A 19,289-nucleotide genomic window follows, 5' to 3' on the forward strand; every position below is an offset into this window, starting at 1 on the left:
TTCCGGCTTCGGTTCGGGCTCCGGTTTCGGCTCCGTCCGTGTCGGTGCAACTACCCCCCTGGGTTTGGGCGTCTCGCTAAGGTCGACCCATTCGACCCGCACCGGGTCGGAACCGGCCGACGCCTCCGCGGGGGCCGGTTCCTGCCAGAGGAACAGAACCAGCAACAAATGCAGCCCGCCGCTGGCCAGCAGTCCCAGCACGGTTAATCGGATTGCCTGCTTCGACATCAATGAATGACCGGTGATCAGTGCTTCAGGGGCCGGAACGCGAGCGCCGCCCCGGCATCGGAGCGCACAGTAATTCATCCGGAGTTGTGGTGCAAATGGTAATGATTCGCACTACTGAGCAGAGGCGCTGTAGAGCGCAGCGGGCGACGGACAGGAAAAGAGACACGGAACACCGCCGCCCGCCCCGTTCAGCACGAGGCATCCGGCCCGATGAGACGGAACGAGAAACGGCAGCAGGTTAGGAACGCGCGCAGCGGCGCAACAATCAGCGCAGACCGGGCCGGTCGGCGAATTGCTGGCACGCCTGCGGGCTCATGTCGCGGGCACAACGCTCGGCGAGATCGACGTTGCGTTCGAGATAGTGGTTGTAGAACCCGGGTGCCGTGCCGGTGATCTCGCCGATCCGCTGGCCGCTCGGAGCGAAAAACAGCACGTAGGGAACACCACGGACATCGAGGCGATCAGCGAAGGCTTCCGGTTGCTTGATGGTGCCGTCCATACCGGTGAACGTCTGGTCGCCGTCGATCTGCACCCGACGAATGATCAATCGCCCCTGGTACTTGGGACTCAAGCGCATCGGGATGATGAACTCGTCGTCGATCTTCCGGCAATAGCCGCAGTAGCTGGCATGGAAGAACACCATCATCGGCTTGTCGTGTTCCTGCATCCAGGCCAGGTCCATGGGCAGGTCGTTGAGGTGGTCGACGAAGGCAACCTCGTCGGTATAGGGCCCATCGCTCGCCTGCCCCAACCCGGCCAGCGGGAGGAGCAGAGTCAGTGCGGCGAGTCGCGCCAGTGCCCTGCCCTGTCGATTGATGCCGTTCTCGCGACTTGTTGCTTGTCCCCTCATCGTCTCTTCTCTCCCTGTCACACCCACCGGACACGCCGGCATCATTCGTAGTCGGGCGATAGTCGCACGTTTTGTGACCCGCGCTCCATCATCGCCTTCACGTCCCTCGACCGGCATAAAAAAATCCCCCGATCCGGGGGAAGAAAAGCGAGGGATACAAGAGGCGACTTCCCGGGGGAAGCAGGCTTAGTAATAGCCTTGGGCGAAGGTGACCACGGAATCGGCCTCGAGTTGCATGCTTTCCAGGAAGTCGTCTTCCATGTGGCCGTTGACGGCGACCAGATCGCCCTTGTCGACCTGCTGGAACCCCTGGTCGTCGAGCACGTCGTAGTTGAGGTCGCTAGTATCCACCGTGACCTGACGGTTGCCCGAGTCGATGGTGAATTCCTTGTCCGCTGGCGAGACCGACGACACCTTGCCGGTTACATCCATGCCGGTCTGGACGTTGAATACCAGCGTGGGGATGACCGACACGTCGTCATCGTCAGTCGGCGCGGCAGCAAAGTAGGTGCCAAGGTTCTCCACATACAGGCTGCTCGCCTCGATGCTGCGGGCCTCGCTGAAATCATCGTCGATGACCCCGTAGACGGTGACCTCGTCACCTTTGATCAGACCGCGGGCCTCCTGCTCGATCCACTCCCAGTCGTCCACCTCGACGGTGATCAGCCCCTGGCCGTAATCCATCACAAACGAGCTCGGCGTGATCTCGATCGCCGTGCCCGAAAGCACCAGCGCAGACTGGTCCGGCAGACCGGACGGATTCTCGGCGGCCACGCTGCCGCCGGCAAAGGACAACATCAGCGCGGTGGTAATCAGATTGCGTTTCACGTGCGCCTCCTTCCCTAACTCGGGATATCGGCAAATGGGATGAGGCACTTCCCCGTCTCCCGACAAGTGGTGCCCCAACTGCAACTGACGCTAGAAAACCGACACGAATGTGTCAAAGAAACAACACGTTACGCTGTGGCTCTGATTGATGGCACGCACCCTTCCCCTGCCGGCGGCGCAGCCGACGGACCACCTCTCTAGCCCCAACGAGCGCTCTCGAGCACCTCGGGATTGAGCAACCGGATCTGCTGCACCTTAGGGTCAGGATGCTCGCGCTCGGGCTCGATCTGCATCAGGCGCAGGAAGTACGGCACCATCGCGCGGCGCAGCGGGTAGACCGTGCGGCCGTTATCCATGCCGTAGTCCGCCGCGATCACCGCCCGCTGGGCGGCCGACAGCTCCGGATGCACACCCACCACCAGTTCCACCATCTCGATCCAGTCGCGATCCTGCTCGCGCGACGCCCCGATCTCCTCACCCAGCAGCTCCGCTCCACGCATGCGGGCAAGCACGAAGTCGCGGTATTCGTCGTGCCGATGACTGTAGGCGCGCACATGCCAGCGAAAGCCGCTGTAGACCAACGTGTGCGGCGAGAGCGTCACACGACGCGGCTCGGGGCGGCGCATCGACTGGTACTCCACTGCCACCCGGCAGCCGTTGCTCGCCGCGGCACTCACCGCCCGGAAGACATCGAGGTCCAGCTCGCGCTCCATCGGTCGCAGGATTTCCACGGCTGGGCCGGCGGCCGCCAGCGCCACCACGGGGCTGTCCTCACCCGGCAATGCAGCCAGCAGATCGAGCATTTCCGACGTCCGCCCGGACAGCAGGACCGGGCGGAACGCTGTGCCGGCCTGGTAGCGCTTGTGTGACCGGTCGTAGACGAGGTTGTCCGGCGCCAGCGACTGGTAGACGGCGAAGTCCTTGGAGGCCTGGGCGCGACTGATGCCGAAGCTCTCGGTCAGTGCCTGGGTGCGCACCCAGCCGTTAAGCAGCAGCGTGCACTCGAGCAGCTTGAGCCGCTGACGCAGGTCCCATTTGAGGGTATCGGGGGAAGTTTGCATGCCCCGCATTCTCCGGGCCGGGCACCACCTGTCAATAAAAACGACACGATTTTGTTGACACACCTGAATTACGTGCCTACTATCTGGACATGCCTATTTTGTAGGCGGTCAACAGAGGAGCACAGTCATGCATACCTACCGCGACGAAGTGATCGATTTCTGGGCCAACATCTTTCGTGCCTGCCGCCTGTCGACGACCGGACTGGATCTCGAGACGTTTCTCGAGGAGCCCCAGCAGCATCTCGACCGGCTCGGCCTTTCCGATGCCGTCGAGATGCTTGCCGGCGGCCACCTGCCGTTACTGCCCGAGCAGGCCGCGGTGCGACGCGAGATCGATGCCCGCCATCCCTTGCCCGAGGTGCCGGCAACACCCGGTCCGGCCACCCGCCGGCCGATCGCGCCGCTGCCAACCCTGATGGCCCAGCCGGCCTGAAGCCCGGACCGTACCCACCCGCCCCGAACGCTCCCCCGCGGACATCGTCCCGGGGGAGCTCGCGTATGATGGAACCGACTGGCCCGCTCGGTTTCTCAAGGACGTTATGGACGCGACCAATTCCTTCATCCTGCTCGGTGCCCTGCTGCTGTTCACCAGCATTCTCGCCGGCATGGCCTCGTCGCGTTTCGGCTTCCCGCTGCTGCTGATCTTTCTTGGTGTGGGCATGCTTGCCGGCCAGGACGGGATCGGCGGTGTGGTCTTCGACGACTTCCAGACCGCCTTTCTGATCGGCAACATCGCACTGGCCATCATCCTGCTCGACGGCGGCCTGCGCACCCACATCCGTACCTTCCGGGTGGCCCTGAAGCCCGCCCTGTCACTGGCCACCGTCGGCGTGATGATCACCGCCGGCGCGATGGGGGCTCTGGCTGCCTGGCTGATGGGCTTCGACTGGCATTACGGCCTGCTGATGGGTGCGATCATCGGCTCGACCGACGCCGCGGCGGTATTCTCGCTGCTCAAGGGCAGCGGTACGCGGCTCAACGAACGGGTCGGTTCGACGCTGGAAATCGAGTCGGGCATCAACGACCCGATGGCGATCTTTCTCACCATCACGCTGCTGGAGGTGATCTCGACCGACCAGTCGCTGCTCGACCCCTGGACCGGGCTGTTCCTGCTTCAGCAGTTCGGCATCGGCGCGTTACTCGGGGTCGCCTTCGGTTTCGCGCTGCGCGAGACGCTGCGGCGCATCGAGCTGGCCGAGGGCCTCTATGCCCTGCTGATCGCCTCCGGCGGGCTGCTCTCGTTTGCGCTGATCAACGAGCTCGGCGGCAGCGGCTTCCTCGGTGTCTATCTCACCGGACTGGTGATCGGCACGGCGAAAAATCGCGGCACCTTCCACGTCCTGCGCATCATGGACGGCCTGGCCTGGCTCGCCCAGGCCGGCATGTTCCTGATCCTCGGCCTGCTGGTCACCCCGACGGCCGTGCTCGATCAGATCGTGCCGGCCCTGGTTCTCGCCTTTGCCCTGTTGCTGGTTGCCCGGCCGCTCGCGGTCGCCGTCAGCCTGTGGCCGTTCCATTTCAACTGGCGCGAGACGGCCTTCATAAGCTGGGTGGGGCTGCGCGGAGCCGTGCCGATCGTGCTGGCCCTGTTCCCCGTCATCTACGGCATCGACGAGGCCGACCGCTTCTTCGAGGTCGCCTACGTGGTGGTGATCACCTCGCTGCTGATCCAGGGCAGCACCGTGCCGCTGGCCGCCCGCCTGCTCAAGGTCGAACTGCCTCCCCTGGCCGAGCCCCGCCAGCGGGCGGATCTCAACCTGCCGATCGAGCCACGGCTGGAGATGGTGCAGTTCGTGGTCGGCGAGCATACCGACGGCGACGGCGCCGGGCTCGATCGCCTGCCGTTCGGCGAGTCGGTCACGGTAGCCGGCGTGGTCCGCAACCTCGCCCTGCGAAAGCCCGAGCGCGGTTTCCGCTTTCAGGCCGGCGACATCGTGCTCACCATCATCCCCGAGGACATGATCAACGACCTCAACCGCTTCTTTAACGGCGAGCGCAGGAAGAAACCATCGCTGGCCGAACAGACCTTCTTCGGCGCCTTTTCCCTGCGTGGCGCGGCGCGGGTGAGTGATCTCGCCCAGGTCTACGGCATCGACCCGCCCGAGAGGCTGCGCGAGGCGACGCTCGACGAGGCCATCAAGGCCCTGCTGCGCAATCCGCCGGTGGTGGGCGATGCCGTGCATCTCGACCGCGTCGAGCTGACTGTGCGCGAAATGGAGGGCTCGGCGATCACCCAGGTGGGCCTGAAATTCCGCGAGCGGACCGGCTAGGCGCTCAGGGGGCCGCAAGCAGTGCTGCCACCCGCGCCTGCAGGGCGGGAACCACCTCCGCCTCGAACCAGGGGTTGTTGCGAAGCCAGCGGTTGTTGCGCGGGCTGGGATGCGGCAGCGGGAAGTGGCTCGGCGCGTGCTGCCGCCAGTCGGCCACCAGGTCGGTCACGCGCTGACCGCCCTTCAGCCCCAGGTGCCAGCCCAGCGCGTAACGACCGATCACCACCGTGGTCTCGACCCGCGGCATGGCGGCCAGCAGCGGCCGGCGCCACGTCGGCGCACATTCGGGCCGTGGTGGCAGATCCCCGCCCCGACCGGTGCCCGGAAAACAGAAGCCCATCGGCACGATGGCGATGGCCGGGTGGTGATAGAAGGTCTCGCGGTCGATGCCGAGCCAGTCGCGCAGCCGCTCGCCGCTGGGATCGTTGAACGGCAGACCGGTCTCGTGCACGCGCCGCCCCGGCGCCTGGGCGGCGATCAGCAGACGCGCCTCGGGGCGGGCAATGAACACCGGCCGCGGACCGAGCGGCAGCTCGGCCTCGCACAGCCGGCAGGCGCGGATCTCGGCTTCAAGCGCATTGAGCTCGAGCGGCTCAACCGACATCCAGGGCCTTGAGATGCTCGAGCACGGAATCCTCCAACGCCTCGAGGTCGTAGCCGCCTTCCAGCAAGGAGACCACCGGCAGGTCGTCGCCACCGGCCGCGGCAATCACCTCGCGGGTGATCCAGCCGAAGTCCTCGTTCTCGAGCAGCAGGCCGCCGAGCAGATCCTGGGTATGGGCGTCGAAGCCGGCCGAGAAAAGCAGCAGCTGCGGCTCGAACTCGGCCAGGGTGTCGAACCAGACCGACTCTCGGATCGCCTTGCGGAAGCCTTCGCTATCGGTGAGGTTCTCGAGGGGCACCGGCAGGCAGTTGTCGGCCAGCGGCGGGATGCCCGAGTACGGGTAGAACGGGTGCTGGAAGCAGGAGAAGAACCGTACCGGCTCGCTCTGGGCCACGATCCGTTCCGTGCCGTCGCCGTGATGGACGTCGAAGTCGACGATCGCCACCCGCTCCAGCCCGTGGTGGCGAATGGCGTGGTAAGCCGCAATCACCACATTGTTGAACACGCAGAAACCGGCTGGCTGGCAGGGGGCGGCGTGGTGACCCGGCGGGCGCGTGGCGAGGAAGGCCCGACGGTCGGGGCCGGCCAGCACCCGGTCGACCGCGTCCATCGCCCCGCCGACCACCCGTCGGCTGGCATCGAGCGTGTACTGGTTGAGCGAGGTGTCGCCATCCACGCGCAGCACGCCGAAGTCCTTGGGCGCCTGGGTGAAGATGGCATCGACGTAGCGCGGGTCGTGCGCCAGCTCGTAGTCGGCCTTGTCGGCCAGGGGCGGCTCTAGGCGCTGGTAGCGATCCGCCGGAAAACGCTCGATCGCCGCCATGACCGCATCAAGGCGCTCGGGACGCTCGGGATGCGGCAACATCACGTCGTTCTCGTTCTTGTGTTTCCAGCAGACGGGGTGGCTGTAGATGAGCATGCGCGGATTCCTCTCGAACGGCTCGGCGGGCATGGCTCAAATCAAGCACGCGACATGATCGGTGTAAAGAAAAGCCTGTGCGAATCGAATCCCCTAGCTACCGAATCCCTCAGCCCCGTCATGCGGGGCCCGCACGGTCATCACGTCGCTACGGGATTCGCGCAGGATATGCTGGGCGACGCTGCCAAGCAGCAAGGAACGCAACCCCGTCTCGCCCTGGGTGCCGCAGACGGTCAGGTCGGCATGGGCCCGTACCGCGGCGTCAACCACCGCGGTCCCCGGGTGGCCGGCAATCACGCGGTAGTCCGGTTCGTGTTCGCTGCGCACGCCCGCCTCCCGCGCGAAATCGCGCAGACGCGCGTACAACCCGTCCTCGAGCTCCTGCCGAAGGTTTTCGTAGGTCACCACGTCGATGTAACTCTCGAACAGTGTCTCGTAGGCGTGCACCAGGGTGAATTGCGCCCGCGGTGCCCAGGCGAGGGCGGCGCGAAGGGCGGCACGGCTGGACTCGGAGAAATCGACCGCAACCACCACCGTCTGGTAGCTGTGAGTCGGCTCGCACCGAGCCACCAGCACCGGCACACGACCGGCACGCACCATCTTTTCCGCCGTCGTCCCGATGAACCAGTCACGCACCGCGTGACGGCCGTGCGCACCGACGACGATCAGGCGCGCCTCCATGGCTTCCGCCATCTCGGTGACAACCGCCGCCGGCTTGCCAAACCGCACCTGCACGCCCGGCTCGGATGGTTCTCGATCTACCCGCCCCGCCATCTCGCGCAGCTGGGCCCGGAGCGTCGCCAGCGCCTCGTGGCGCAGTTCGAGGCGCAGGTCGTCCGGATCCAGATCTCGGCTCTCGACCACCCACCACAATGGCTCCTCCTGGATGACGTGCAGGGCGGTCAACGGACAGGCGTGGCTACCGGCCAGTTGCATCGCGCGGGTCACCGCGACCTCGCTGGCATCGGAGAGGTCACTGGCAATCAGGATGGGGCAGGCTTCGGCCATCTTTCGCTCCAGGGATCGGCGTTCTCGTTGATTGCAAGTTACCATCAGAGGAATCGTCTTCACCAGCTTGGCGATAAGGGCGCGGTGCCGCCACCGTAGCGCTCGCCTTAACCAGGAGCATGACGGGTTTGCGCGAGCTCAAGATCTTCTGGAGTACCCTGCTGCACGCCGGTCGCAACCTGCTGCCGATCGTGCTCGTGGTCGCGGCATTCCAGCTGTTCGTGCTCCAGTCCGTGCCCGAGGGGCTGACCGGCATCCTGGTGGGACTGGGCATCGTCGTCCTCGGGGTAGCCCTGTTCCTGCAGGGACTGGAGATGGGGATCTTCCCGATCGGCAGGAGCCTGTCGAACGCCTTCGCCCGGCGCGGTTCGCTGCCCCTGTTGCTGGGCTTCGGTTTTTCCTTCGGCTTTGCCGCGGTGATCGCCGAACCGGCTTTGATTGCGGTGGCCGGTCAGGCCGAGACGATCAGCGAGGGGCATATCGATGCCATGACCCTGCGCCTGATCATCGCCACTTCCGTGGGCCTCGTGGTCGCGCTCGGGGTACTGCGCACCCTGCTCGGCCTGCCGCTGCACTGGTTCATGATCGGTGGCTACATCACCGTGGTCACCATCACCTGGTTCGCCCCGCCCGAGATCGTGGGCCTGGCCTATGACTCGGGCGGCGTGACCACCAATATCGTCACGGTGCCGTTGATCGCGGCTCTGGGCATGGGGCTGGCCGCCGCGATCAGCGGGCGCAATGTTCTGGCCGACGGCTTCGGCCTGGTCGCACTGGCGGTGATGGTGCCGATGATCACCGTCCAGGCCTACGGCATCTACGTCTTCGAGATCGTCGGTATCGACCCGGGCGGTGAATCGCTCGACCTCGCTGGCGACCCGGCCGCGAAGGGGGCATCACTCGATCCGCTGAGCATCCTCACGGGGCTTCTCACGACCCTGCGCGACGTACTGCCCATCATTGCGGCGGTGCTGTTTTTCCAGCTCGTCATCCTCCGCCAGCCGATCCCGCACTTAAAGCGCGTGGTGATCGGTTTCCTGCTGGTGATCCTGGGGCTGTACGCCTTTGTGGTCGGCCTCGAGCTGGGCCTGTTCCCCATCGGCGAGCGCATGGCCGATCAGCTGATTGCCCGTGACAACCTGATCTTCCTCTATCTGTTCGCCTTCGCCATCGGTTTTGCCACCACCATGGCCGAACCGGCCCTGATCGCGATTGGCGACCAGGCCGAACAGGCCGCCCGGGGGCAAATAAACGCCGCCGTGATCCGTCTGCTGGTCGCGCTCGGCGTGGCCATCGGCATCACCATCGGCGTGCACCGCATACTGGCGGGGGATTCGATCCACCTCTACGTGATCGGCGGCTACGCGCTGGTGATCGGGCTGACGTTCGTCGCGCCGCGCTACATCGTGCCACTGGCCTATGATCTCGGCGGGGTGACCACCTCGGAGGTCACCGTGCCGCTGGTCACGGCGCTGGGCATCGGCCTGGCGACGCAAATCGAGGGGCGCAATGCGCTCATGGACGGCTTCGGCCTGATCGCCTTCGCCTCGATCTTTCCGATCGTGACCGTGCTCGGCTATGCCACGATTGCCGATAGGGTCAATCGCCGGCTCTCGGGCCGACCAACGACCGATGACATCGACTGAAGAGGACGCATCGCGATGAGATTTTCCGTACTGGTCGCCATTCTCGCCGAGGACATGGAGGAAAAGGCCATCAAGGTCGCCAAGGACGCCGGGGCCGGTGGCGTGACACTGCTCAATGGCCGCGGCATCGGCGCCGAGGAGAAGAAGACCTTCTTCGGCCTGACCTACGAGGGCAGCCAGTCGGTGCTGCTGTTCGTGCTTGAACGCTCGTTGTCGCTCAAGGTGATGAAGGCGCTCACCCACGAGCTCGAGTTGAAGGAAAACTCGCGCGGCGTGGTCTTCACCCTGCCGCTGGAGCACATCGCCGGCATCGAGAACCGGCAGGTAGAACGATTCCAGGAGAACCTGAAAGATGACCTCTGAAACCCGTCCCCGTCTGGTCGGCGACGTGATGGTCCGGGAAGTCGCCACCATCTCGCCGATGGCCAGCCTGCGCGAGGCCCTGCGCGAGATGCGCCAGCGGCGCGTCAAGTCGCTGGTGGTCGGAAAGGCCCATCCGCACGATGCCTACGGCATCCTCACCTACACCTCCATCCTGCGCACCATCGTTGCCGAGGAAGGCGACATCGATCTGGCCAACGTCTACGACGTGATGAGCAAACCCGCGATATCGGTCCCCGAAGGCATGGAGATCAAGTACGCCGCCCGCCTGATGGTTTCGCAGTCGATCCGACGCGTGATCGTTCTGAGAAGCGACGAACTGGCCGGCATCGTCACCATGAGCGACATCGTCGAGTCGATCATGGCGTTGGCCGATACCTGACCCCCCAACGAAAACGCGGGCCCGAGGGCCCGCGCTTGATTCGATCATCGCGACTGGCTGATCACCAGCCGATGAAGGCCGTGGCCGCGTCCGCCGCGTCGTAGAGGAACAGGTCACGGAACATGTGATCCGAGCCCGAAACCACCGTCATCTCGATGTGGTCGGCCTGGGCCGGCTCGGCCATCTTCTCCTCGAGGTCGGTGATGGTGGTGTCCGCCCCGGCGATGATCACCAGCGTCGGCACCGAAACCGCACCGAGCACGGTGGGGGTGTCCATCAGCGGGTCCTCGCGGTAGTAGCTGACCACACTGGCGGCGGTGGCCGTGGTGTCCTCGCAGTAGATGAAATCCATCTCCATCACCTCGTCGCCACGACCTTCGGCAACGAGGGCTTCCGCGCGGTCCAGAAGCGGAGCGAGTTCAGCGTCGTAACGCTTCTGGTAATCCTTGGCGTGATAGCCGGCAGTCCAGGTCTGCGGGGCCAGCAGCACCGCTTTCTCGACGGACGGATCGGGCTCGCCGGCAAGGTAACGCGCCACCTGGTTGCCGCCACGAGAATGGCCCATCACGGCCAGTCGCTCGGCACCCTCGCCTTTCAGCCACTCGACCCAGGCGGCAACTTCGTTGACGGCGTTGCCGTGCTCGTGGCGGTGGGTGGTGGCGCAGTCGTACATGCCTTCGCGCGCGTCCTGCCCCAGGCTGAGGTTGATGGCGAGTGCGTTGTAGCCCGCCTCGGCCAGGAGCGACTGCATGCTGCGCATGATCTCCATCTGCCCGTGGGCGAGCGTGCCGTGGACCATCAGCACCACGCCGTCGCTGATCTCGCTGCCCGGGGCCATCTCCATGTGACCGACCAGGGTGGTGCCGTCATGCTCGAGCTCTACCCGCTCGGCGGCCTGTGCCTGGCCGGCCAGAAACGACAGCCCCAGGGCGAGTGTGCTCAGGGTGCGGAAAATGCCTTTCATTGTTGTTTTCCTCTTTGGTGAATTGGCGGTTCCGACGGCAAGTCTAGCCGGAAGAGGCGCCAAACACGTCCCCGTGGCTGCGCAGACCGCACAAATCGATAAGCCATGCCACAAAAAAATGGGCAGGCCGTCCCCCGAAGGGGATCAGCCTGCCCGCAAACTCACCGCAGGAGGAGTCAATGAGAACGAAGAGAGAGGCTCTCAACGTGACCCACGCGCTCTGACCGGAAAGGTTTTCAGGAGTTCCCCGGATCAATGCGTCGCGAGTGGCTGGGGTTGGCTGACTTGGCCGCCCGCTTCGTTTCCACCTGACGAGACGCAGTATATCGATCACACATGCAAATGCAAACGTTTCGCATTCCCTTTTGCGTGGAGGCTGTCGCGATTCAGTGGAAATCCCGCGATCGCGCCGGCAGCCGCCCCAGCCAGTCGCTGTGATCGACCAGCACCCGCGCGATCAGATGCGCCACGCCCTCGCGATGCTGCCACTGGCCACGCACCTCCAGCAGACGCGCACCGACCACCACCTGCTGGTATTCGGCCACCCGGTCGGGCCAGACGATCACGTTGACCGTGCCCGCCTCGTCCTCGAGCGTCAGGAACACCGTGCCCTTGGCCGTGCCGGGGCGCTGGCGCATGGTCACCAGCCCGCAGTAGCGCGTGTGCGCCCCGTCATGACGGGTCTTGAGCTCGTCGCTGCGCCGTAACCGCAGCCGGCGCAGTCGCTCGCGCAGCAGCGCCAGCGGATGACCGTTCAGCGACAGTCCCAGCCGCTGATAGTCCGCGAGGATGGTCTGGGCCTCGTCGGGGGCGGGCAGTTCGACCGCCGACTCGCCAAGCGCCCGGTCGGCCGGCAACCCCGCCTCCAGGGCGAGATCGTCGGGAATGCCGGTGGCCGCCCAGTGGGCGGCATGACGATTGTCTTCCAACCCGGCGAAGGCACCGGCCTGCGCCAGCGCGCGCCGGTCGCGCGCATCCAGCCGGGCGCGGCGCACGCAGTCGGCCACCTGCCGGAACGGTGCAACCCGCCGGGCGGCCAGCAGGCGCTCGATGCCGCCGGCGGACAGCCCGCGGATGCGGTCCAGCCCCAGGCGCAGGGCATGGGTCTCGCTGGCATTCCCCTGCCCTGCCAACGGTTCGAGCGTGCTCTCGTCCTGACTGGCCAGCACGCAGGGCGGGCGCACCACCACCCCGTGGCGGCGGGCATCCTGCACCAGCTGCGAGGGGCCGTAGAAACCCATCGGCTGGCTGTTCAGCAAGGCGCAGTAGAAGGCGACCGGCTCGTGGCACTTGAGCCATGCCGAGGCATAGGCGATCACGGCGAAGCTCGCCGAATGCGACTCGGGGAAGCCGTACTCGCCGAAACCGAGGATCTGGCGGTAGACCCGGTCGGCGAAATCGGGCGTGAAGCCGCGCGCGGTCATGCCGTCGTACAGGCGTCGGCGGAAGTCCTCGAGCGTGCCGCGCTTGCGCCACGCCCCCAGCGCCCGGCGCAGCTGGTCGGCCTCGCCGGCGGAGAAACCGGCGGCCACCATGGCCAGCTCGATCACCTGTTCCTGGAAGATCGGCACGCCCAGGGTGCGTCCCAGCACCCGTCGGATGTCATCGTTGGGATACTCCTCCGGCTCGAGTCCCTGGCGACGCTTGAGGTAGGGGTGGACCATCTCGCCCTGGATCGGGCCGGGGCGGACGATCGCGATCTCGATCACCAGATCGTAGAACGAGCGCGGCTGCAGGCGCGGCAGCATGCTCATCTGCGCGCGCGACTCGATCTGGAACACGCCGACGGTGTCCGCCCGGCTGATCATCTCGAAGGTGGCCGGGTCCTCGCGCGGGATCGACCACAGCGCCAGTGGCTGCTCGCGCGGGCGGTGCCGGTTGGCCAGCGCGAACGCCCGGCGTACCGCCGAGAGCATGCCCAGCGCCAGCACGTCGATCTTCATCAGCCCCACCGCGTCGAGATCGTCCTTGTCCCACTGGATCACGGTCCGATCGGCCATCGAGGCGTTCTCCACCGGCACCAGGTCAGCGAGCTGGCCGCGAGCGATGACGAAGCCGCCGACATGCTGCGAGAGGTGGCGCGGCATGCCGGTCAATTGCCGGGCGATCTCGAGCCACCAGCGGATGCGGCGCTGCTCGCCGTCGATACCGGCCGCGGCCAGCTTCTCGGCGCTCACCTCGCGGTCCCACCACGCCAGCTGCTCGTTGACGCGTTCCTGGACGTCCTCGCCGATGCCCAGCGCCCGGGCGGCATCGCGCAGGGCCGAACGGCGCCGGTAGCGGATCACCGTGGCCGCCAGCGCGGCGCGGTCGCGACCGTAGCGCCGGTAGATGTACTGCATCACCTCCTCTCGGCGGTGGTGCTCGAAGTCGACGTCGATGTCGGGCGGCTCGGCACGCTCCTTGGAGATGAAGCGCTCGAACAGCATCGAGGACTCGGCCGGGTTGACCGCGGTGATGCCGAGCGCGAAGCACACCGCCGAATTGGCCGCCGAGCCGCGCCCCTGGCAGAGGATGTCGCGCGAGCGGGCAAAACGGACGATGTCGTGCACGGTGAGAAAATACGGCTCGAAGGCCATCTCGCGGATGACGGCAAGCTCGTGCTCGATCTGCGCGACCACCTTCGGCGGCACGCCCTCGGGCCAGCGCTCGGCCGCTCCCTCGAGGGTCAACCGCCGCAGGTGCTCGTGGCCCGGCACGCCCGGCGGGATGTCGTCGAGCGGGTACTCGTAGGCCAGCTCGTCGATCGAGAAACGGCACTCGCCGGCCAGGCGCACCGCCTCGGCGCGCCACGCGGCGGGAAACAGATCGGCCAGCGTGTCGACCGGGCGCAGATGCCGCTCGGCATTGCGCGGCAGGCGGTCGGCCGCCGCCATCACCGTGGTCCGATGGCGCAGCGCGGTGACCACGTCCAGCAGCGGCTTTTCCTCGGGCTCGGCCATCAGCGTGTCGCCCAGGGCCGTGATCGGCAGATCGTGTGCCGCGGCCAGCCGCCGGGCATGCCCGGCGCGCGCACCGTCGAGTCCGTCGAGCCAGGCCACCACCCCCAGCCAGGGACGGGCGGCGGCGAGCAGCCACGCCGGCGTGATCCCGCCGGCCGCCGGCACCTGCCAGATCACGCGCACCCCGCCATCGAGGCCGTCGAGCACCCCCGCCCGATCCAGTCGGTACTCGCCCTTGGCCGCCGCCCGTCGCCCCCGGGTGATCAGCTGGCTGATCGCCGCGTAGCCGGCCCGGTCGGCGGCCAGCAGCACCAGCTCGTCGCCCTCCTCCAGCACCAGTCGCGTGCCGAGAATCAGCTGCGGCCGGCCGTCCGCCGGCAGGTCCTTCCAGCCCTGCTGGGCACGCACCACGCCGGCGAACGAGCATTCGTCGCAGACGGCGATGGCCGCATAGCCACGCTCGGCCGCCACCGCCACCAGGCGCTCGGGGTCGGCGGTGGCGGCGAGGAAGCTGAAATTCGATCGGGCGGACAGCTCGGCGTAGGCGCTCATACAGATACTGTATATCCATACAGTTTATGGAATCCACCCCACCCGCGGGCGATACCGCCCCAACCACAATTGGGATTACCATCACTCCAAGCGCCGCAGCGGAGAGCGGCGAGAAGCCCCCGGACACGTCAAGGACACCCGCCCATGGACGAGCTGCTGCTGTTTGCCGTGCTCTCATTCCTGGCCCTGCTCGCCGGCGGCGTGCTTGGCTGGATCAGCTTTTTCCGACTGCGCCGGCTGGAAGAGCGACTCGCACGGCTGGAAGCCGGCGAATCGGCGCAACCGACCGCCAGCCCGACAGCCAGACCCACCCCTGAGCCAGCAGCGGAACCGCGGCGCGCACCGCCCGACTGGGCCGAGGGACGACAACAACCGCCGCCCGACCGGCCGACCAAGCGCGAACCCGCTACCCCCACCGACGCGACCGGCCGCACCCCCGGCTTCGTCGCCCTGTTGCGCGAGCACTGGATGATCTGGCTCGGTGGGCTGTCGGTGGGTCTCGCCGGCGTCTTCCTGGTGCGCTACTCGATCGAGCAGGGCTATCTCGGCCCGGCCGCGCGCATAGCGACAGGCCTTCTCACGGGCATCGCCCTGCATGCACTGGCCGAATGGCTGCGCCGACGCTCGGCCTGGCGATCGGACGCCGTGGCCGCACTGGCCGGTGGGGCGAGCCTGACGCTCTACGCGGCCACCCTGGCCGCCCTGCACCTCTACCAGCTCTGGCCGGTGGGACTGGTCTTCGCCGTGCTGGCGCTGATCTCGCTCGCCACCCTGACCCTTGCCCTGTGGCATGGCCCGGTCCTCGCGATCCTCGGCCTGCTCGGCGGCTACGCCGTCCCTGCCCTTCTGGGCACGCAGTCGGACCAGCTGGTCACGACGCTGGCCTACAGCGCGGTGATCGCCCTGTCCGGCTTCACCCTGATGCGCTACGTCTACCGCGACTGGCTGTGGTGGGGCACCCTCGGCGGGGCCCTGTTCTGGTGGTGGGTGGCCCTGATGACGGGCAAGCACACCGAAGCCTGGCTGGGCAGCTATCTCGCCGTGCTCGCCTGGGGCATGCTCGCCATCCACACGAGCAACTGGCGGCTCGACCGGGCCGTCGTCGCCGACCACCCGCCCCACTGGCGCGACTGGCTGCGCCTGATGCCGACCGACCAGCGCGTCCTCCTCATCGGGCTGCTGGTGCTGCTGGCCGCACTGGGGCTGAGCCTCGGCCATGACCCGCACTGGGGCGGCGGACCGCTGCTGTGGCTGCCCCTGCCGGCCGTGCTGCTGATCGCGGCACGCTACAACGACCACCTGCGGCCGCTGCCGTGGCTGACCCTGGCCGTCGTCACCATCGGGCTAATTGCCACCCAGCTGGCCACGCTGCCCACCCAGATGCCGACGCTCATGGTCGACCCGGTCGCGACCGAGCACCACGCCACGCTGTTCGCCTTCCTCGCCCTGCTGGCCGGCCTGTTCTCGGCCGCCGGGCTGTGGCACCTGCGCCGGCGGCCGGGCTCGGCGCTGGATGCCTCGCTGGCCATCGTCGCCCCACTGGTGGCCGTGGCACTGGCCTACCTGCTGGCCCGCCAGGCACTGCCGCCCTGGGGGCTGGCCGTGCTGTGCATCGTCTACGGGGGGCTGCTGCTGAACCTGGCCGTCTGGCGACTGCGCCGCGGGTGGACCGATGGCGTCGCCTTCTGGCTGGTGACCGGTGGCCACCTGGCCTATTCGCTGGCCGCGGTCATCGCGCTGGAGAACGCCACCCTCACGCTGGCGCTGGCCGCCCAGCTGGTCTCCCTGACCTGGGTGATGCGACGCGTGCCGATGGGTAACCTCCACTGGCTGATCAAGCTGGTGCTGGCCGTGGTAGTGATCCGACTGACGCTCAACCCGTGGCTCGTCACCTACCCGGTCGAAGGCCACTGGACGCTATGGACCTATGGCGGCAGCCTGCTGCTGGCCGTGCTAGCCAGCCGGCAGGTGCCGGTCGACGCCCCGCTGCGCCGCTGGCTCGAAGGCGGGGCACTGCATCTGCTGGTGTTGTTCCTGGTGGTCGAGCTGCGCTACTGGCTCTACGACGGCGCGGTGTTCGCGCCACGTTTCGACTTCCTCGAGGCGGCCATCGACGTCAATCTCGCCGCGGCCCTGGGGCTCGTCTACCACTGGCGCGGCCAGCTCTCCACGCAACTGGAGGCCGTCTACCGCCATGCCGGCCGGGTGATGATGGTGCTGGCGCTGTTCGCCTACTTCTACCTGCTCACCATTGCCAATCCGCTGTGGGGCGGGCCGCAGGCAGGCCATATTGGCGACACGCCGCTGTTCAACCCGCTGCTGCTCGCCTACGGTCTGCCGGTGGTCTTGTTCGGCCTGGCCAGTCGCGTCTACGAACCGATGACCCGGCGCCAGTTCGCCGTGGTCGCGGGGGTCGGCCTGTGGCTGTTCGTGAGCTTCGAGATCCGCCATCTCTGGCAGGGAGAGCTTTCTCTGGTCGACGCCGCCTCCAACGGCGAGCTCTACACCTACTCGGCCGTCTGGCTGCTGATGGCGATGGCGGCCCTGCTCACCGGGATCGTCAGGGAAAACCGCAACCTCTACCGCGGCGGCATGGCACTGCTGACGCTGGTGATCCTCAAGATCTTCCTGGTGGACATGAGCGGACTGACCGGCCTGTTGCGGGCGGTCTCGTTCATGGGGCTGGGACTGTCGCTGCTGGCGCTGGCCTACGTCCACCAGCTGCTGGCGCGTCGGCGCGCGCCGCCGGACGAGACGATCTAGCCGGCGTGGGCGTGAAGGATGCGCAGGAAGCCCTCGCCGTACTTCTCCAGCTTGCGCTCGCCCACGCCGGAAACCGCTTCCATCTCCTCGAGGGTGGCCGGGCGGATCTCGATCATGTGCTTCAGGGTCGCATCATGGAAGACGGTGTAGGGCGGCACGCCCTGCTCCTCGGCCAGCCGCTTGCGGTGCGCGCGCAGCGACTCCCACAACGGCTCGTCCTCGACCGGCACCGCGACCGGCTGGCGGCGTGAGCCACGCGTGGCGGCCTTGCGCCTGGTCTCCGGGCGCAGCCGCAGGGTCTCCTCGCCCTTGAGCACCGCCCGGCAGCTCGGGTCGAGGTGCAGCCCGCCGTGGCCCTCGGCATCAACGGCGATCAGTCCCCGGGCGATCAGCTGACGGAACAGGCCACGCCAGGCCGTCGCCGACAGCTCGGTGCCGATACCGAAGGTGGAGATCCGGTCGTGTCCGAAGCGGCGCATGCGCTCGTCGGCCTCGCCGCGCAGCACGGCGACGAGGTAATTCACGCCGAAGCGCTGGCCGGTGCGATGGATGCAGGAGAGTGCCTTCTGCGCCGCCTCGGTGGCATCCCAGGTCTCCGGCGGCTCGAGGCAGTTGTCGCAGTTCCCGCAGGGCTCGGCGAGTGTCTCGCCGAAGTAGCCCAGCAATGCCTGGCGACGGCAGGTGGTCATCTCGGTCAGGCCCAACATGGCATCGAGCTTGGTCCGCTCGATGCGCTTGATGCGCTCGTCCGCCTCGGAGCCGGCCATCATCTGGCGCAGGGTGAGCACGTCCTGCAGGCCGTAGTCCATCCAGGCGTCCGCGGGCAGGCCGTCGCGGCCCGCCCGGCCGGTCTCCTGGTAGTAGGCCTCGATGCTCTTGGGCAGGTTGAGATGCGCGACGAAACGCACGTCCGGCTTGTCGATGCCCATGCCGAAGGCGATGGTCGCCACCACGATCACGCCCTCCTCGGCGAGAAAGCGCTCCTGCACCCGGCGACGGTGCTCGGCCGACAGCCCGGCGTGGTAGGGCAGCGCCACCAGCCCCTGCTTCTCGAGCCACTCGGCGGTCTGCTCGACCTTCTTGCGCGACAGGCAATAGACGATGCCCGCCTCGTTCGGATGCGACTCGCGGATGAAGCGCAGCAGCCGGTCGCGGCCGCCGCCGGTGCCCTGATTGATGCGGTAGCGGATATTGGGCCGGTCGAAGCCGGAGATGAAGCGCCGCGCCCCGCTGAGCTGCAGACGTTCGACGATCTCCTCGCGGGTGGCCTCGTCGGCGGTCGCGGTCAGCGCGATGCGCGGCACGCCCGGAAACTGCCCGGCCAGTTCACCCAGACGGATGTACTCGGGACGGAAGTCGTGCCCCCACTGCGAGACGCAGTGCGCCTCGTCGATCGCGATCAGGGAGAGCGGCACGCTGGCGAGACGCTCGAGGGTCGCCGGCATCATCAGCCGCTCTGGGGCCACGTAGAGGAGATCGAGCGAGCCGTCGTGCAGCCGCCCCAGCACCTCGCGCGCCTCCTCGGCCGAGAGGCTCGAGTTGAGAAAGGCGGCGGCCACGCCCAGTTGGCGCAACGCGGCCACCTGGTCCTGCATCAGGGCGATCAGCGGCGAGACCACGATCGCCGTGCCCTCGCGCGCCAGCGCCGGCACCTGGTAGCAGAGCGACTTGCCGCCGCCGGTAGGCATCAGCACCAGGGCGTCGTTGCCGCCCATGACCGTATCGATCACCTCGCCCTGCGGCGGGCGGAAGTCCTCGTAGCCGAAGACGCTGTTCAGGATTTGGCGGGGACTGCTCGACATGGCGGCTATTGGGCCAGATTCCCCCGACGAAGGAAACCGTGACGAGCGGATCGGCGCCGATGGACGCGCGCGGCCAACTTCGCTAACGT

15 protein-coding genes and 1 pseudogene are annotated in these 19,289 nt (G+C 67.2%); 6 read left to right on the forward strand and 10 right to left on the reverse strand.

The window, feature by feature from the left end:
• From AWR35_RS10880 to AWR35_RS02675, 4 genes and pseudogenes are all read right to left on the reverse strand, one after another.
• Nucleotides 1–228 (reverse strand): annotated as a pseudogene (locus AWR35_RS10880) (hypothetical protein); the annotation flags it as partial.
• Nucleotides 229–493: 265 nt separating this feature from the next.
• The gene (locus AWR35_RS02665) at nt 494–1,078 is read right to left on the reverse strand and encodes a thioredoxin family protein (RefSeq protein WP_058574423.1); all 585 of its coding nucleotides are present in this window, start codon (nt 1,076–1,078) and stop codon (nt 494–496) included.
• A 186-nt stretch (nt 1,079–1,264) separates the two neighbouring features.
• Nucleotides 1,265–1,906, reverse strand: coding sequence for a hypothetical protein (locus AWR35_RS02670; RefSeq protein ID WP_058574424.1), 642 nt, complete (start codon nt 1,904–1,906; stop codon nt 1,265–1,267).
• 197 nt (nt 1,907–2,103) lie between these two features.
• Entirely contained in the window at nt 2,104–2,967 is an 864-nt protein-coding gene (locus AWR35_RS02675; RefSeq protein WP_058574425.1) for a WYL domain-containing protein, read from the reverse strand.
• A gap of 127 nt (nt 2,968–3,094) precedes the next feature.
• On the opposite strand from AWR35_RS02675, the gene AWR35_RS02680 reads away from it, so the two are divergent.
• Both AWR35_RS02680 and AWR35_RS02685 read left to right on the forward strand, forming a co-directional pair.
• Entirely contained in the window at nt 3,095–3,400 is a 306-nt protein-coding gene (locus AWR35_RS02680) for a hypothetical protein (protein ID WP_058574426.1), read from the forward strand.
• A 106-nt stretch (nt 3,401–3,506) separates the two neighbouring features.
• Nucleotides 3,507–5,237, forward strand: a complete 1,731-nt coding sequence (locus tag AWR35_RS02685) for a potassium/proton antiporter (RefSeq protein WP_058574427.1) — start codon at nt 3,507–3,509, stop codon at nt 5,235–5,237.
• 4 nt (nt 5,238–5,241) lie between these two features.
• Here AWR35_RS02685 and AWR35_RS02690 read toward each other — a convergent pair whose 3' ends face one another.
• The 3 genes from AWR35_RS02690 to AWR35_RS02700 form a co-directional block, all read right to left on the reverse strand.
• Nucleotides 5,242–5,841, reverse strand: coding sequence for a uracil-DNA glycosylase family protein (locus AWR35_RS02690; protein ID WP_058574428.1), 600 nt, complete (start codon nt 5,839–5,841; stop codon nt 5,242–5,244).
• Nucleotides 5,831–6,760 carry a histone deacetylase family protein gene (locus AWR35_RS02695; RefSeq protein WP_058574429.1) on the reverse strand — a complete coding sequence of 310 codons (930 nt, stop codon included), beginning with the start codon at nt 6,758–6,760 and terminating at the stop codon, nt 5,831–5,833. The genes AWR35_RS02690 and AWR35_RS02695 overlap by 11 nt, the downstream gene beginning before the upstream one ends.
• A 93-nt stretch (nt 6,761–6,853) precedes the next feature.
• The gene (locus tag AWR35_RS02700) at nt 6,854–7,768 is read right to left on the reverse strand and encodes a universal stress protein (RefSeq protein WP_058574430.1); all 915 of its coding nucleotides are present in this window, start codon (nt 7,766–7,768) and stop codon (nt 6,854–6,856) included.
• Nucleotides 7,769–7,887: 119 nt separating this feature from the next.
• On the opposite strand from AWR35_RS02700, the gene AWR35_RS02705 reads away from it, so the two are divergent.
• Genes AWR35_RS02705 through AWR35_RS02715 form a run of 3 tightly spaced genes read left to right on the forward strand, consistent with a single transcriptional unit; the run spans nt 7,888 to nt 10,177 of the window.
• Entirely contained in the window at nt 7,888–9,414 is a 1,527-nt protein-coding gene (locus AWR35_RS02705) for a DUF1538 domain-containing protein (RefSeq protein WP_058574431.1), read from the forward strand.
• Between the two features lie 15 nt (nt 9,415–9,429).
• Nucleotides 9,430–9,777: a hypothetical protein gene (locus AWR35_RS02710; RefSeq protein ID WP_058574432.1), complete on the forward strand. Its 348-nt coding sequence runs from the start codon at nt 9,430–9,432 to the stop codon at nt 9,775–9,777.
• A complete protein-coding gene (locus AWR35_RS02715) occupies nt 9,767–10,177 on the forward strand; it encodes a CBS domain-containing protein (RefSeq protein WP_058574433.1) in 411 nt (136 codons plus the stop codon). The genes AWR35_RS02710 and AWR35_RS02715 overlap by 11 nt, the downstream gene beginning before the upstream one ends.
• Before the next feature lie 61 nt (nt 10,178–10,238).
• Here AWR35_RS02715 and AWR35_RS02720 read toward each other — a convergent pair whose 3' ends face one another.
• A complete protein-coding gene (locus AWR35_RS02720) occupies nt 10,239–11,141 on the reverse strand; it encodes an alpha/beta fold hydrolase (protein WP_066185043.1) in 903 nt (300 codons plus the stop codon).
• Between the two features lie 386 nt (nt 11,142–11,527).
• Complete coding sequence (locus AWR35_RS02725; RefSeq protein ID WP_058574434.1) at nt 11,528–14,635, reverse strand: error-prone DNA polymerase; 3,108 nt, start codon at nt 14,633–14,635, stop codon at nt 11,528–11,530.
• A 144-nt stretch (nt 14,636–14,779) separates the two neighbouring features.
• Here AWR35_RS02725 and AWR35_RS02730 point away from each other — a divergent pair, with 144 nt between their 5' ends.
• Nucleotides 14,780–17,398 carry a DUF2339 domain-containing protein gene (locus tag AWR35_RS02730; RefSeq protein ID WP_058574435.1) on the forward strand — a complete coding sequence of 873 codons (2,619 nt, stop codon included), beginning with the start codon at nt 14,780–14,782 and terminating at the stop codon, nt 17,396–17,398.
• On the opposite strand, the gene recQ is transcribed toward AWR35_RS02730, so the two are convergent.
• Nucleotides 17,395–19,200 (reverse strand): DNA helicase RecQ, encoded by a 1,806-nt coding sequence (gene recQ / locus AWR35_RS02735; protein WP_058574436.1) that lies wholly within the window; start codon nt 19,198–19,200, stop codon nt 17,395–17,397. The genes AWR35_RS02730 and recQ overlap by 4 nt on opposite strands.
• Nucleotides 19,201–19,289 lie beyond the last annotated feature (89 nt).

The sequence above is a fragment of the Guyparkeria sp. WRN-7 genome (assembly GCF_001641825.1).
Classification (GTDB): domain Bacteria; phylum Pseudomonadota; class Gammaproteobacteria; order Halothiobacillales; family Halothiobacillaceae; genus Guyparkeria.